Origin of the sequence: Chlamydia trachomatis A/HAR-13 (genome assembly GCF_000012125.1) — a bacterium.
GTDB lineage: Bacteria > Chlamydiota > Chlamydiia > Chlamydiales > Chlamydiaceae > Chlamydia > Chlamydia trachomatis.
Window position 1 is genome coordinate 672,747 of sequence record NC_007429.1, and the last position, 15,300, is coordinate 688,046.

Below are 15,300 nucleotides of genomic sequence, written 5' to 3' on the forward strand. Positions count from 1 at the left end.
CTCCCTTTACCATGGAATAAAATTGCGATGCAATCTTCGAAACTTAAGAGTCCCTATCTCCAAAAAACTCTCTGTTATTCCTCTGTTTTTTTCTTGAATAACGAGGAAAATAATGCTCGCAAAGAAAAACGGGAAACCTCACATCCCATAGCTGAAATGCTTTCTGTTAAAGGCAACTTTTTAGGACATACTCGCACACAATTATGAGCCTGCCCACATCCCTCTATTCCTCGGGTACCCATCAATGCTCGTAACCGACTCTCTCGACGTTTCTCTCCAGGATAAGCGTTAAAATAACGCGCTTGCGCAATAGCGGCTGGCCCCATAAAATCACTTTTTTCATTTACTTGTGGGCAGGCTTCCGTGCAACAGCCACAAGTCATACACATCGACAAAGAGTACATTAAAGTTTGCTCTTCTTGAGAGATTTTAGGGCCTGCGCCTTCCCCACATTTCTCTGCAGAAATCCATCCTTGAATCTCTTCTAAATTTTTGAACATAACAGAGCGATCTACAATCAAATCTCGCACTAAAGGGAACTTAGAAAGAGGGGCTAACTTGATCTCTCTTTTAGCATCTATATGCTCATGAATTAATGCAGTGCAAGCTTGTCTTGGAATACCATTCACTGAAACTGCACAAGAGCCACAAACCTCTTCTAGACAAGCCTGTTCCCAAACAACAGGATCCACACGCTCTCCATGAATATTTACAGGATTCTTTTCAATTTCCATGAGAGTACTGATCACATTCTCCCCTGGGTGTAGTTCCAACTCAAAACTTTCCCAATATTATTTCCCAGGAACGCCTCTATAAATATTCAAAATAAATGTCTCTTTCAAATTAGCCTCCTATATCGGGAAATGAATATTCGCTGGAATATTCTCTAGCACGACATCTTTTGCTCCCTGTCGAGTGTAATCTCGTAATTCTGGATTCACATAGCGGGTATCTACTTTCTTATATGAAATTTCTGGCTCATCTACAGAATATGTAGCGATCGTAGTTTTTAACCAATTCACATCATCTCGTTTCGAAAATTCTGGTTTGTAATGAGACCCTCGAAATTCGTTTCTTAATAAAGCTCCTGTCGTGATAGCTAGTGCAAGCTCTAACATAGGTTCCATTTGTCGAACAAAATGAAACGTTTTATTCGCAAATCGAGAAGAATCGTGTACCGAAACTTTTTTTATTCTTTCTCTAAACTCCTTTAACTTGTGTAGAGTTTCTTCAAGAGCCTTGTTCTCCCTTTTCACGGTCACATTACTGACCATGACTCGCGCGATCTCTTCATGCAAAGCAAATGCATTTTCTCCTCCTTGACGAGAGAGAATCTCTCGAGAGATCTCTAGCTCTTGTTGCAAAGCTTGATTAAGATCTTGTTGGGAATAGATACAACTTCCGAACGATTCCACAAATCGTGCCGCTTCATCTCCTGCGACTAACCCAGCGTATAAACACGCTAACAAAGAATTAGCTCCTAAACGATTGGCTCCATGATATTGAAAATCTGACTCGCCACAATTAAAACAACCTGGGATATTCGTCATATGTCGATAGCGACTATCGCGATCCCTATCGTCACTGGCAGGCCAATCTACCCAGGCGCCTCCCATAGAATAGTGCACCGCAGGAAAAATGCGCATAGGGACTTTTTTAGGATCTTCACCTGTAAATTTATGATAGATATCTAAAACAGCCTCTAGCTTATTCAGAGTCTCCACAGGTAGATGGGTTACATCTAAAAACACTTCGTGACGACCATCAATACCCAGACCTGCCTCACATACCTGTAAAATAGCTCGCGCTCCGACATCTCGACTCACTAAATTGCCGTAAGCAGGATACATCTCTTCTAGAAAATACCAAGGCTTGCCTGTCTCTCCGCAAGGGCGTCGCGAACCATCAGGGAAAATAATCGTTTTGGATGAACACCCAGGCACCCAAACTCTTCCTCCTTCACCACGAACCGATTCAGAAATCAAACGCAACTTATCTAGTCCAGAAATTGCTGTCGGATGAATTTGAATAAATTCAGGATTCGCATAGTGCATGCCTTGCATGAATAATCGACCATTTGCAGCTCCTGTACAGATAGTCGAGTTGGTAGACATTTTAAAAATGACACCCAAACCACCCGTTGCAATAATCACCGCATCACCTTGTATAACCTCTAAACGGTGATTGAATAAATTCATGACGACAACGCCACAAGCTCTTCCTTCCGTATTGGTAATCAATCGAACAAATTCATGATTTTCTCTTTTAATGATCTTCCCTTGACATTCACGACGACGTACCTGCTCATCCATGGTGTACATTAACTGCTGCCCTGTGGACGCTCCACAAAAGACTGTGCGATGATAGAGAGTCCCTCCGAAACGCCGCACATCGAGGTTTCCATCTGCATCACGGTTAAATGGACACCCGAACCTATCCAGCATATGAATAATGCGTGGAGCGGTTAAACACATTTCCAATACAGGAGGCTGATCTGCTAAAAAATCCCCTCCTTTTATCGTATCGTAAGCATGAATGTATGGGGAATCATTTTCTCCTTTGAGATTCAAGGCTGCATTAATTCCTCCCTGTGCACATACAGAATGCGATCGCTTGACCTTAGTTAAAGAGAACAGCTCTACTAAAATACCACGATCTGCGAGTTGCATAGCGGCAGATAGCCCAGCAAGTCCTCCTCCAATGATAATGACTCGACAACGCTGATTCATCATAACAAATACATATTCCAAATTACGCTGATACCCATAGCCATCACAACACACATCCCTACGTAACATAAGATCTGACATAATCGGAGATAGCGCGAAGAGATAATGATTCCCCATCGCGAGACAAACGTCCATACTCCATTAAACCCATGGAAAACAGCAGCTATAACAAAAAGCGTATAGAAAATTGCCATCCATAAAGATCCTAGAGCATTTCTTACTGCATAGAGAAAAGCTTTCCCTGCTTCTGGAGTAAAAATGTACGACTTGTGTGATGCAAATAAAGCTCGGTCTTTTTCTTGTAAAAACTGCTCCGTAATTTGAGGTCCTCCCTCAGCAAATGGAACATTCATAATGAAGAAGCCTGTTATTCCCTGTACAACAGAGGGATATCGAGCCGCATCAAAAGAAACAGCATAAAAAGTCTTTCCTTGGATTGTAACCTGAATAGGATACAAGACAAATCGAAACTGGATTACATGAAAAGCCAGCCCGGCTAATAAAATCCATGCCGTCATTCTCTGTAGAGTATATGCCAGATTCCTCCCGTAACGTAGGTGTTCTTCCATCTGAAGAGAAAAAATTCTCTCTCCCTCAAAGAAGATAGCTAAATCCGATGATGGAATGAATACCAAGCGGAAGAGCTAAACAGGTAATCTCAATTACCTTTAGACCAGGAATTTTGTGAAACAGATTCACTAAGGTAATGAACCCTTGGCTTTTAGCTAAGAAAGAAGAGGCTAAGATATTTGTAAGGAGATGTTCACACAAAAATAAAGTAAACACACATCCCGATACGGAATGAATACATCATATAATGAAACGAATGTAAGAAGATTTTTGTACTATCTCCCTCCTCATATGAACGCCTCCTTATTCGCTGTCCCTCATGGTTCCTGCCCTTCCATAAAGAGCCCTCCTCAAACATCATGATGAACAGCGCACTTAATCGCGACGTTAACAAACAGCAGCTATATCCCTCAACTGAAAGGCTTCCATCCCTAATTCTAGGAACCTCGTAACCAACGTTGCACATTTGTACTAACAGCGTCTTGCAATTCATAAACAGAAATGCCTTTTATCTCAGCAATACGCGCTAAGGTATGCACAATATTTGCTGGTTCGTTTCTCTTACCTCGTAAAGGTGTAGGAGCTAGGTAAGGAGCGTCTGTTTCCACTAATAATCTCTCTAAAGAAATCTTCTCTACAAGATCCTGCAAGCTTTTAGCATTTTTAAAAGTCACAATGCCACTAATAGAAATATACCAATCGCGCGCTAATAACTCTGTCGCCTCTTCATAAGTCCCTGTAAAACAATGCAACATACCAGGTTTAGCTTGCTGATCCACTCGATATACATGATCTAGGATGTGGAAAAAATCTTCGAAAGCTCCTCGGCAATGCACAACGAGAGGGAGTTCGTGCTGCAAAGCTAGTTGTAAATAACGACAAAGAACTTCTTTTTGTCGCTCTTGTTCAGAGGCTTGCACAGCAAATAAATAATCTAATCCAACTTCTCCAATAGCAGCGAGTTTCCCACCTTCTGCAGCACGACAAAATTCTTGAAAATCTTCCTCTATATCATCCTGCGCATCCTGGGGAGGAGTCCCAGCAACATGATAAAACATCCAATCAGGATAGGCTTCTGCATAAGCAAAAGACCGTAACAACTCAGCTTTTGTAGTCGTTACATTAACTACCCTAGTCACTCCTGCAGTTTTGCCTCGTAAAACGACATCTCCAAAATCCTCTATAAACTCTTCGGATGAAAGATGTACATGTGCGTCGACTATCTCCATACTTCCCTCATAATCAATCTTTCTCAATCAAAGATCATGAAGGAAGAAGCCCTTTTAGCGGAAAATGTTTCTACTTGAATCGTTCTACTGAGAAAAAACCATCTCTTCCAAAGCAGATTGCGATAATCTTTCTGGAAGAATAAGCGGAGCTTTGTTCCCCGCAGGGTAATACACATAAGAAGGTACACTGGCTCGGCCTAAACGAGCGAGTTCTTCTGTAATTTTTGGATCTTTTTTCGTCCAATCTGCTTCTAAAGTAACTACGCCCTTAGCAGCAAAAGCTTGCATATTGGCATGAAGAAGAGGCTTATTGAGTTGACACGTTAAACACCACTTTGCAGTGAAATTTACAAAAACTGGAATCCCTTTTTCGCGTAAATCAGCTAGCTTTTCGGGAGAAAAAGATTGCCAATCAGAGCTATGTGCAGGAGGGACGTTCTCATCAAAATAACGGACACCTATAGAGGTAATCACTAAGGAACTTAAAATACAGAAAATGAATACAACGGAAGCAAGAAGCCGCTGATTACGCGGAGATACAAGGGTTCCCCATCTCCCTAGAATCCATGCACCTACAGCAGCCAACCACAATCCTACAAGAAGAATAGTTACAGCGGTTGCACTCGTCTCTACCCCAAAAATCCAGATAAGCCAAGTTGCAGTAGCAAGCAACATAAACCCAGTCAACTGTTTAAACGTACTCATCCAAGGACCAGGTTTAGGTAAAATGGCTAGCATCTTCGGAAAAGAAGCAAATAATAGATAGGGACTTGCCATTCCTAATCCTATAGCAGTAAAAATTGCCAGCTGCTTAACAAAAGACACTGCCATAACTAATCCAAATACAGAGCCAAGAAAAGGCCCAGTGCAAGGAGTTGTAACCAGGGTAGTCAACATCCCATTGAAAAAAGCTCCCCAGATCTGATTCTTCCTTACCGATGCCCCTCCCTCTTCTTGCAATTTTTTCCCTAGGCTCAGACAAATTATTCCCATCTCAAAAACGCCTAACGAACTCAGAGCAAATAAGAAGAAGACAATAATTAAAACGGCAACAAACATGGGTTCTTGAAGCTGGAATCCCCATCCAATATTTTGCCCTAAAACCTTTAACAAAAACGCACAAAAAGCGAGTCCCCAAAAGCTTACAATAGCCCCTAAAGTAAACCCAATCCCTCCAATCACAGAGGAAGAATGGTGATCTGCCGCCGATTTAATTAAACTAAATACTTTCAAAGTAATCAGAGGCAATACACAGGGCATGATGTTTAATAAGATTCCACCAATGAAAGCCATAAGAAGAATAGAGAGAAACCTCCAGCTCAATGCCGAAAGCTGTTCGACTTGATTCTCTTCTACTTGATACGAAGCGACTACTTTCCCTGCATCATCCTTGAATATAAGAATCCCCGACAACCCAATACCCTTAGGCATATTTCCTTCAGGATGTTTCAACTTCCATATGTACGTAGTCGCTTGCTCAAGAGGAACCTCTTGAGCATAAGCAAAATCTCGCGTGTTTTCAGCAATGAACCATGCCTGGGTTGCCCGATCCGCTTTCCCTGCTGGCACAAGAACATCTAAGCCATCAGGCTGATAAGAAATCTTTATGGCAGCATCCAAAGGTCGAGGTTGAGCCGCTAACGCACGGGAAAAAGTGAATGTCTCTTTACTATTAGGAATTAACGGCCCCTCATCTATAGGAATCACAAGAACCCTTGACGAAGAACCTGGGAGACAAGATGCACCGCAAGACAACCATTCAACTTGCGCTTTTATCTCCAATGGACGCGTTTCTATCTCTTTAGAAACGCGAATATCCGCAACCACCATTGTAGAATGTTTATAACCAAAATAAACAACCCCATCCTCTTCGAAAATCTCTGGAGTCGGCCAATGTTCCTCCAGCAACCTACATCCTGATGGCAAATCCCAAGAAATGCGCAAAGGCATTCCAAGCTTCCCTGGATTTTTCCAGTAGATATGCTCTCCTTCTGGAATAGCAATCAATACTCCGATACGAAGCACTTCTCCTTCAATAGCTTGTTCGCTTTCACTAACAAGTTCTACTGTAGGCGTAGCTCTTCCACTATTTTCTTCTACACCAAAACAAGACGTATAGCTGAACAGCAAGCAAAGAAAAAATCCATACCATTGCCGAATCATAAACACAACACTCTCTCCGGTTTAGCAAATCATCAAACAACAGAAGAGTTGTTTTTGTTTTTGCAATTCATTACATACCAAAAAGGATCTTGGTTCTATACAAGAAATTTGTTAGGATCGTCTAGGAACTCGTTGGTTAGGTCTACGTCCTTATGTTCCAACTCGCAAATAATCCCATCATTCAGTCCTTTCAAGAAGCCGATCTTTTTGGAAAGGTCATTTTCTTTTCGCTGTTCGCTCTTTCGATATGTACATGGACAGTCCTTCATCAGAAACTCTCCATTCAAAAGAAATTTCTAAAATCAGGGAAATCTTTAAAAGAGTTTTTAATAAAAAATCGTCATTCTCCTCTCTCCTTAGATATTCATCCTGAATCCACGCCTTTTACAGACCTCTATTTTACTATCAAACGTGGAACCCTGGAATTACTAGATAAGAATAGACAGTTGGCTCCAGAACGAACTCCTTTGCTTTCCGTGGAAGATATTCAATCGTTGGAAACGCTTTTTAATGCAGTGATGCCGAAATATAGAGCTCTCTTAAATAAAAATAACTTCATTCCAGCAACGACCATTAGTCTCGCTCCTTTTCTAGGACTATTAGGGACCGTTTGGGGGATTCTATTAGCTTTTGCGCACATTAGTACCGGACAAGCCAATGGGACGATCATGATGGAAGGCTTAGCAACAGCATTAGGAACAACTATTGTAGGGCTATTTGTTGCCATCCCCTCACTAGTAGGTTTCAATTATCTACGCGCCCACGCCTTCCAAGTCTCTCTGGAAATCGAGCAAACTGCTTTTCTTTTACTTAACTCTATTGAAGTCAAATATCGACAAACTAGCTTATGAAACGCTTCGTTTACGAAGATCTAGAAGAAGACCCTAGTGTCAGTCTTACTCCTCTGATCGATATCGTCTTTGTAATTTTGATGGCGTTCATGATCGCCATGCCTCTTATTAAAATTGATCGTATCTCTTTAGCCACAGGATCTTCCTCACACCAAGCCTTTAAAAAACAAGAGTCTCAGCAAGCTGAAATTAAAGTGTTTCGAAACCATACCATTACTCTCAATGACCTTCCTATGTCTCTCCAAGAGTTACGCTCGCAACTAACAGTCATCCATGCGCAACACCCTAATATAGTTCCGCTGCTCTTACAAGACGGTGATACAGCTTTCAAACTGTATCAAGAGATCAAATCGACTATCGAAGAAGCCGGATTTCAGGAACTTCATATTGCTTTGAAGAACTAACTATGCCAAAATTTCAATATGCCCCTTTTCTTTGCACTTCTATAATCATCCATATTGCTCTTGGAGGAATGCTCTTTTTCTCCGCGCCTCAAAAAAAGAAGCCTCGTCTCTCCCCTTTTAAAGAACGTATCGTCGCCCTACCCCCTGAACCTAAAATCACTACCACTTTACAGACTCCCTCTCCACAACCTATTCGTAAACCGGTAAAAAACGCTCCAGCTCCCGAGAAAAAAGCTGCAAAACCTCCCGTGATCTCTAACCCTCAAAAATCTCCTCAAAAACCAAACAAAGCGAGTCCTACGCCGCGTAATGAGACACCAGAGAAAAAACAAGCTACTCTCAAAAAATTAGCTCAACTAGCTAATCAGCTGGCCGAAGAGGCTGAGACACAAGAATCCTACATCGCACAATTTTCTTGGCCTGCTCAAGCGCAAGTTCTTACTGAAAACACATCCTATCAGCAAGATGCCTTCTGTGCTTTATTTCAGCAGTACGTGAGTCTTCCTTTCCCTGGAGAGGTTCGCCTAAAACTAGAATTTTCTAGTGAAGGCGCTCTTCTCCATTGCTCAATCTTATCTACTATTAGCCATGCTGATAAACAACATATCCTGAACCAAATTCAGAAAATTCCTTTTCAATCTTTCTTTAGCGCATACAAAACCTCGAAAAATATCGTTTTTCATATTAGACTGCAGGGAAATTCTGCTTGATGAAAGGCTCCGTTGTGTTTCTCCGTTCTCTTCTCTGTCTACTTTGTCTTCTCCCTTCCACTCTCCACTGTGAAGATTTGGAAATTCATGTACGATCGGAAAGCTCTCTCCTTCCAATCGCAGTCTCTTTGCTCTCATCACCAAAAGACTCTCGTCAAGCTTCCTATCTTGCATCCCTCCGAGACTTATTTGCTCGCGATTTGGCTTTAGGAGACCTGTTGGCGCCTACAAAAGAGCTGGCTCCGCAAACGATCTTTATAGAAGCGTCCTATCCAGAACTGATTTTTTCTTTAAAAAAAGAGGGTAAAGGATCTCAAAAAATTTTCTCTCTAGAGCTCTCTGGAGATCCTTCTAAAGATCATCAAGCGATTCATGAGGCTGCAGATCGCATCCATTTTCTTCTTACACGCGTTCCTGGAATTAGCTCAGGAAAAATTATTTTTTCCCTATGTGCTACAAACTCTTCCACAGAATTAAAACAAGGGGAACTCTGGTCCGTTGATTACGATGGACAACATCTTTACCCACTTACCAATGAACATTCCTTATCTGTAACTCCAACCTGGATGCATATCAGTCACATTCCCGCTTATATGTATGTTTCCTACAAATTAGGGGTCCCAAAAATCTTTCTGAATACTCTGAACCAGCCTGCAGGGAAAAAAATCCTTGCTATGCAAGGGAATCAGTTTATGCCGACTTTCTCTCCTAAAACTAAACTCCTCGCCTTTATTTCTGATAGAGACGGCAATCCTGATCTTTTTGTACAATCATTCTCACTAGCTACCGGAGCAATTGGCACACCAAAAAAACTCCTAAATGAAGCTTTTGGAACACAAGGAAACCCTTCCTTTAGCCCTGACGGCACCCGTTTAGTTTTTGTTTCTAACAAAGACGGAACGCCTCGTATTTATCAGATGCAAATCTCTCCCGAACAACATTCTCCTCGCTTACTAACAAAAAAATATCGAAATAGCAGTTGCCCAACATGGTCTCCAGATGGTAAAAAAATAGCCTTCTGCTCAGTCATTAAAGGTGTCCGTCAGATTTGTGTGTATGATCTGGCTTCAGGAAGAGATGAGCAATTAACTACATCTACTGAACATAAAGAAAGCCCTTCTTGGGCTGCGGATAGTAACCACCTTGTTTATAGTGCCGGATCTTCCAATACATCCGAACTATTCCTGCTGAGCCTAATTACCAAAAAAAGTAGGAAAATTGTTATAGGATCAGGAGAGAAACGTTTCCCATGCTGGGGAGCATTTCCTTCACAACATATAAAGAAAACCTCATGAGAAAGACTATTTTTAAAGCGTTTAATTTATTATTCTCCCTTCTTTTTCTTTCTTCATGCTCTTATCCTTGCAGAGATTGGGAATGCCATGGTTGCGACTCCGCAAGACCTCGTAAATCCTCTTTTGGATTCGTACCTTTCTACTCCGATGAAGAAATTCAACAAGCTTTTGTTGAAGATTTTGATTCCAAAGAAGAGCAGCTGTACAAAACGAGCGCACAGAGTACCTCTTTCCGAAATATCACTTTCGCTACAGATAGTTATTCTATTAAAGGAGAGGATAACCTCACGATTCTTGCAAGCTTAGTTCGTCATTTGCATAAATCTCCTAAAGCTACGCTATATATAGAGGGCCATACAGATGAACGTGGAGCTGCAGCTTATAACCTAGCTTTAGGAGCTCGTCGTGCGAATGCTGTAAAACAATACCTCATCAAACAGGGAATCGCTGCAGACCGCTTATTCACTATTTCTTACGGAAAAGAACATCCTGTTCATCCAGGCCATAATGAATTAGCTTGGCAACAAAATCGTCGTACTGAATTTAAGATCCATGCTCGCTAATCGCTTATTCTTAATAACCCTTTTAGGGTTAAGTTCGTCTGTTTACGGCGCAGGTAAAGCACCGTCTTTGCAGGCTATTCTAGCCGAAGTCGAAGACACCTCCTCTCGTCTACACGCTCATCACAATGAGCTTGCTATGATCTCTGAACGCCTCGATGAGCAAGACACGAAACTACAGCAACTTTCGTCAACACAAGATCATAACCTACCTCGACAAGTTCAGCGACTAGAAACGGACCAAAAAGCTTTGGCAAAAACACTGGCGATTCTTTCGCAATCCGTCCAAGATATTCGGTCTTCTGTACAAAATAAATTACAAGAAATCCAACAAGAACAAAAAAAATTAGCACAAAATTTGCGAGCGCTTCGTAACTCTTTACAAGCTCTCGTTGATGGCTCTTCTCCAGAAAATTATATTGATTTCCTAACTGGTGAAACCCCGGAACATATTCATATTGTTAAACAAGGAGAGACCCTGAGCAAGATCGCGAGTAAATATAACATCCCCGTCGTAGAATTAAAAAAACTTAATAAACTAAATTCGGATACTATTTTTACAGATCAAAGAATTCGCCTTCCGAAAAAGGAATAGCTGCTCTTTTCTAGATAATAAACAAAGTCTGCTGTAGGATCCCCAATTAAGGAACTAACTAGCATGTGGGATGAAATTTACTGTTGCAGTGTTTGGCGAAGCAGAGAAGGGAAGCTTTGAGTCTGCATACCTCTGCTCTTCACTAACAGATCTACATAACAACTTTGGTCATGGACGAGACTCGCCCTCAGGTATTTCGCTTGCTGTGCAAGCTATTATGCAGGGATACGACATACTATTCTTTAGAGTCAAGGAAGAAGGCTTCTTTATTGATAGCTATTTCTTTGGCCTTCATTTCCTTAATACTCAGACTTCACTAACTAATATCATCGCCTTAGCATTGCCTGGTGTCGGAGACTTCAACATTATTGAAGCCTCGCTGGCTCTCTGCAGAAAATTAAAAAGCCTTCTTCTCTTTTCAGATCAAGATCTGTACGACTTTCTTACCTTCAAAGATGCTTAATCCATCGTCTGGAAATATTCTTTTAATCCCTCTTCAGAAGGCACCATTCCACGCTCTCCAGAACGCCAGTTAGCTGGACAAACCATTCCGTGGTTCTCAAAGAAGATCAATGAATCTAAAATACGCAATTCCTCGTCAATGGAACGCCCTAAAGGAAGATCATTGATAACCGCATGACGAACAACCCCATATTTATCGATAAGGAAAGTCGCTCTTAAAGCGAGCGATCCTTCAGGATTCAAAACACCAAAAGCTTCTGATATTTTAAAAGAAGGGTCTGCTAACAGAGGATATTCTGTTCCCTCTATTCCTCCTGCATTTCTCGCTACAGCGAGCCAACGAGAATGTGTCTCAATGTCGTCAACGGAGCAACCAAGCACGACTGCACCTCGCTCTTCAAAATCTACCAATCTATCTTGAAAAGCATGCAATTCTGTAGGACAAACATAGGTAAAATCTTTAGGATAAAAGAAGAGCACTACATACTTACCACGAAAGTCTGCTAGAGAGATTTCTTTCTCTTCTCCACAAACAACGGCTTTACCAGAAAAATCCGGAGCCTGTCTTCCAACTAGTGATCCCATAATACTCCTCCTAGAAAGAAACAACGCACCAAAGAGGATTTGAACCTCTGACCACCTGGTTCGTAGCCAGGTACTCTATCCACTGAGCTACTGGTGCATAAAAAACTATAGGGCAGGAGGATACCATGCTTTCGCTAAATGATCAAGAAATTCTCCTCAGAAATAGAAAAAACCTTCTATTAAAGAATGTTTTAACAGAAAACTATTGTTATTCTTCAGAATTTTCCTCTCTCAACATCGGCTCCTGCGAAGCTATAAAGAGCGCAGATGTTAACAACAGACCAGTCGTCCCCACTGCATGACTTAAAGCATACTGAATACAAGAGGCTCCATCACAAATCCCTTGCGAAACATATCTTCCACAAATCCAGAAACTCCGTTAAATCCTACTCGCCAGTCCGCTTGAGAGAAGACTTCAGAGAACACCTCCTCCTCCACTCTTCTGCTGCGAGTAACAATGGCACGAAAAGGCTTCTCTGCGGCACTAAGCACAGCAAGAAAACCAAAACGCTCACTAGGAGAAAGAGCAAGCGGAACAGAAATTTCTCTTGCCGCTCGAATGAATGCGCACCCACCTCCAGGCAAGCATCCTGATCGTAAAGATTCTGTCATGGCTCGTATAGAAGAGGTGATATAACCTATCTCCTCCTGAGGAATACAGTCTGCAGCAATATGAATACATACTTCGCCTGAAGAAAGCCTTGCCAATCTCCTTCTCAACCTAGCGCTAGCCTCTTCTTCCTGTGAGAAACTCAATTTATCCTGTAAAAAAGCACAGTGTTCTGCCATTCTCTGCTTATTGTCTGTTTCTCTAGGGACACAAAGACTGGTAGAAGAAACACAAATTCCTGCTACAAAGCCTAATCGATTTGTGATTCTCTCTTCCTCGCTGTCTTCGAAATCCATTTCTGAGAGCAATGTAGCTCCGGTTAATACCGCAATGTCCTCTAAAGATTCCCGGGCGTGCTTCCCAGATACTTTCACAGCACAGACAGGGAAAACCCTCTCTATTTGATTCATTTCCAGCATAGCTAATAATTCTTTATCAAAAGCTTCTGCTAAAATCACAAGCGGTGTTTTCCCTGCCTGAACAACTGATTGAAGAAATGTTAAAAAAGATGGGTTCGAATAATGCAGCGGCTGTTCACTAACTAAAATATAAACCTGGCTATATTCTACCGTTCCTGTTTCCGCATGCGTAATAAAGTAAGGAGAAGCATATCCAAAATCCCACACAGCATGCTCTTCGGCATGCCAGTATGTTTCATGCTCTTCATGTTCTTCTACGATATAGTAACCGTTCTTCCCTCCATAACCCACTGCGCTAGATAAAACAGACGCGATTTCGCTATTACAACGTCGCGCGATACTGGATACATACACTGTATGTTCCAGATCGCTTAGAGGAAATGTTTCTCTATAAAAAACCTCTTGGATTTTCTTTTCCGCAAGAAGCATTCCTCGATGGATTTCATGAGGATCCAAACCTTTCTGGATACCTGTCATGCCCTCCGCTAATAACGCTTCTATTAGTAAAGCTGTGGTTTTTGCCCCATCTCCGAATCGCATACGAGTTCGCAAGGCAGTATCTCGGATGAGTTTCATACCTATATTTTCAAAGACATCTGGAAACAGAATATCCTTCAGCATACTCTGACTATCTTGCGTTGTCCGCGTATCCTGGACATTATGAACAATCGTGCTAAACCCATAAGGACCGATTGTCTGAGAAAACATATGAGATATTACACGCGCGGCGCGAAAGACTGCCTGTAAACCTTGTTCTTGGTCTCGAAAACTATTAGACAAATCCTATTCCTCTATCAGCTGCAGTCTTGGATATAGAAAGGCGATTTATTCTTGTCAAACAACCATCTTTGGATATCTATCGAGCATATTCTGGGAGAAGGAAGGGTTGTCGCTGTTCTATAAATTGTTTTCTACCTTCCGCACACAGAGTTCGTAACGGCCATGTGATATACTTTTTGTGTAAACAGACATTCAAAAATTCCGAATGCCCTAATAAATTTTGAATTGCCTTACGTCGAGGCACTAACCGATCTAATAATAAGAAGGCTTGCTCTACCTCTTTAGGGTATAAAGTTTTCAAAACTCCCAAAATCACACTTTGTGTTTCCATAGGAAGAAATTGTTTAGGATCTTGAAGTACGACCAAAACTCCAGAACACATTTCCATTTTAAATTTCCCAAAAAACGGCTCATACATAAAAGGAAGAAAATGGACGCCTGGTAGCCGCGCTTTATTTAACTCCTGAGCGACCTTACACCCATCCATCCAGGGAGCCCCTAAAACTTTAAAGGGAAGCGTATAGCCTATCCCTATGTTTGTGATAGATAAAGCTCCTATAATACCTGTTGTAGCGTAAAAATATGCAGACTGCGCATCTGGAATCTGAGGACTTGTAGGAACCCAAATCAATCCTGTATCAGCAAAAATCATGGAGCGCTTCCACCCTTGCATAGGGACAACTGTCACCGAGGCATTGGGTGCATATCGAGCTCGATACAATAAAGCTAGTTCACCTGGTGTCATCCCATAGCAATAGGGAATCGCAGGGAAAGCCTCTTTATCAGGGAGAGGGCCATCGACAAGATTCCCTCCCATAGGATTGGGACGATCCAGAACAATTAATTCCTTCTTGCTGCTCGCAGATGCTTTTACGACTTGCAACAATGCAGAAATGAATGAATAGGACCGCACACCAATATCTTGTACATCGTACACAAAAACATCGCAGGCCTCAATGACTTCAGCAGGAATCTCTTTAGAAGCAAATAGAGAAATGACTGGGATATCTTCTAAGATAGGATCATATCCTGGTGTCTCAGCAATGGATGCCCCAAAATACCCATGTTCTAGTGTGCATAAAGCACTGAGCTTACAAACCCCTTTATGCTTGTTAAAAACACAAAGCGAATGTTCCCCTTGTCGATTAATGGCTGCACTATGAGAAATCAATGCAACCCGCTTGCCACGTATTTTCTCAAGATATTTTTCTTCTTGAAACACGCGTTCCAAGCCTACCTGTACAAGAGCATAGCTCACATTAGGAAATAGTAGCGCAAGGATCACTAGCTTACAGATTGTTTTCATAATCTCCTTTGGATCTCTCTTTGACAAGGGAA

General features: G+C 41.7%; 14 protein-coding genes, 1 tRNA gene and 2 pseudogenes. 7 read left to right on the forward strand and 10 right to left on the reverse strand.

All coding sequences use genetic code 11. The features are described from left to right. Nucleotides 1–74: 74 nt before the first annotated feature. The 6 genes and pseudogenes from sdhB to CTA_RS03220 form a co-directional block, all read right to left on the reverse strand. Nucleotides 75–842, reverse strand: a pseudogene (sdhB, locus tag CTA_RS03195) (succinate dehydrogenase iron-sulfur subunit). A gap of 9 nt (nucleotides 843–851) precedes the next feature. Continuing rightward, a complete protein-coding gene (gene sdhA / locus CTA_RS03200) occupies nucleotides 852–2,732 on the reverse strand; it encodes a succinate dehydrogenase flavoprotein subunit (protein WP_011324785.1) in 1,881 nt (626 codons plus the stop codon). Next, nucleotides 2,729–3,298, reverse strand: coding sequence for a succinate dehydrogenase (locus tag CTA_RS03205; protein ID WP_009871959.1), 570 nt, complete (start codon nucleotides 3,296–3,298; stop codon nucleotides 2,729–2,731). Before CTA_RS03205 ends, sdhA begins: the two co-directional genes overlap by 4 nt. 25 nt (nucleotides 3,299–3,323) lie before the next feature. After that, the gene (locus CTA_RS04965) at nucleotides 3,324–3,515 is read right to left on the reverse strand and encodes a succinate dehydrogenase cytochrome b558 subunit (RefSeq protein WP_009871960.1); all 192 of its coding nucleotides are present in this window, start codon (nucleotides 3,513–3,515) and stop codon (nucleotides 3,324–3,326) included. A gap of 221 nt (nucleotides 3,516–3,736) precedes the next feature. Then, complete coding sequence (locus CTA_RS03215) at nucleotides 3,737–4,528, reverse strand: TatD family hydrolase (protein WP_009871961.1); 792 nt, start codon at nucleotides 4,526–4,528, stop codon at nucleotides 3,737–3,739. Between the two features lie 84 nt (nucleotides 4,529–4,612). After that, entirely contained in the window at nucleotides 4,613–6,691 is a 2,079-nt protein-coding gene (locus CTA_RS03220) for a protein-disulfide reductase DsbD family protein (RefSeq protein ID WP_011324786.1), read from the reverse strand. A 152-nt stretch (nucleotides 6,692–6,843) separates the two neighbouring features. Here CTA_RS03220 and CTA_RS03225 point away from each other — a divergent pair, with 152 nt between their 5' ends. From CTA_RS03225 to CTA_RS03255, 7 genes are all read left to right on the forward strand, one after another. Then, nucleotides 6,844–7,542 (forward strand): MotA/TolQ/ExbB proton channel family protein, encoded by a 699-nt coding sequence (locus CTA_RS03225; RefSeq protein ID WP_009871963.1) that lies wholly within the window; start codon nucleotides 6,844–6,846, stop codon nucleotides 7,540–7,542. Then, entirely contained in the window at nucleotides 7,539–7,946 is a 408-nt protein-coding gene (locus tag CTA_RS03230; RefSeq protein WP_009871964.1) for an ExbD/TolR family protein, read from the forward strand. Before CTA_RS03225 ends, CTA_RS03230 begins: the two co-directional genes overlap by 4 nt. A 2-nt stretch (nucleotides 7,947–7,948) precedes the next feature. Next, nucleotides 7,949–8,656 (forward strand): inclusion-associated protein, encoded by a 708-nt coding sequence (locus CTA_RS03235; RefSeq protein WP_011324787.1) that lies wholly within the window; start codon nucleotides 7,949–7,951, stop codon nucleotides 8,654–8,656. Beyond that, nucleotides 8,656–9,951, forward strand: a complete 1,296-nt coding sequence (gene tolB / locus CTA_RS03240; protein WP_009873932.1) for a Tol-Pal system protein TolB — start codon at nucleotides 8,656–8,658, stop codon at nucleotides 9,949–9,951. Before CTA_RS03235 ends, tolB begins: the two co-directional genes overlap by 1 nt. Further along, nucleotides 9,948–10,514: an OmpA family protein gene (locus CTA_RS03245; protein WP_009871967.1), complete on the forward strand. Its 567-nt coding sequence runs from the start codon at nucleotides 9,948–9,950 to the stop codon at nucleotides 10,512–10,514. The genes tolB and CTA_RS03245 overlap by 4 nt, the downstream gene beginning before the upstream one ends. Then, nucleotides 10,504–11,106: a LysM peptidoglycan-binding domain-containing protein gene (locus tag CTA_RS03250; RefSeq protein WP_011324788.1), complete on the forward strand. Its 603-nt coding sequence runs from the start codon at nucleotides 10,504–10,506 to the stop codon at nucleotides 11,104–11,106. Before CTA_RS03245 ends, CTA_RS03250 begins: the two co-directional genes overlap by 11 nt. 70 nt (nucleotides 11,107–11,176) lie before the next feature. Then, on the forward strand, nucleotides 11,177–11,569 hold the full coding sequence (locus tag CTA_RS03255; protein WP_011324789.1) for a membrane protein: 393 nt from the start codon (nucleotides 11,177–11,179) through the stop codon (nucleotides 11,567–11,569). Here the strand turns inward: CTA_RS03255 and CTA_RS03260 are convergent. The 4 genes and pseudogenes from CTA_RS03260 to CTA_RS03275 all read right to left on the reverse strand — a co-directional run bounded on the left by CTA_RS03260 (nucleotide 11,566) and on the right by CTA_RS03275 (nucleotide 15,268). After that, nucleotides 11,566–12,153: a peroxiredoxin gene (locus CTA_RS03260; RefSeq protein ID WP_009871970.1), complete on the reverse strand. Its 588-nt coding sequence runs from the start codon at nucleotides 12,151–12,153 to the stop codon at nucleotides 11,566–11,568. The two genes, CTA_RS03255 and CTA_RS03260, sit on opposite strands and share 4 nt — an antisense overlap. 24 nt (nucleotides 12,154–12,177) lie before the next feature. Continuing rightward, a tRNA-Arg gene (locus CTA_RS03265) sits at nucleotides 12,178–12,250 on the reverse strand. Nucleotides 12,251–12,361: 111 nt separating this feature from the next. Further along, nucleotides 12,362–13,962 (reverse strand): annotated as a pseudogene (gene groEL2, locus CTA_RS03270) (variant chaperonin GroEL2). Between the two features lie 76 nt (nucleotides 13,963–14,038). Beyond that, nucleotides 14,039–15,268 carry a DUF1343 domain-containing protein gene (locus CTA_RS03275; RefSeq protein WP_009871972.1) on the reverse strand — a complete coding sequence of 410 codons (1,230 nt, stop codon included), beginning with the start codon at nucleotides 15,266–15,268 and terminating at the stop codon, nucleotides 14,039–14,041. Between the last annotated feature and the right edge of the window lie 32 nt (nucleotides 15,269–15,300).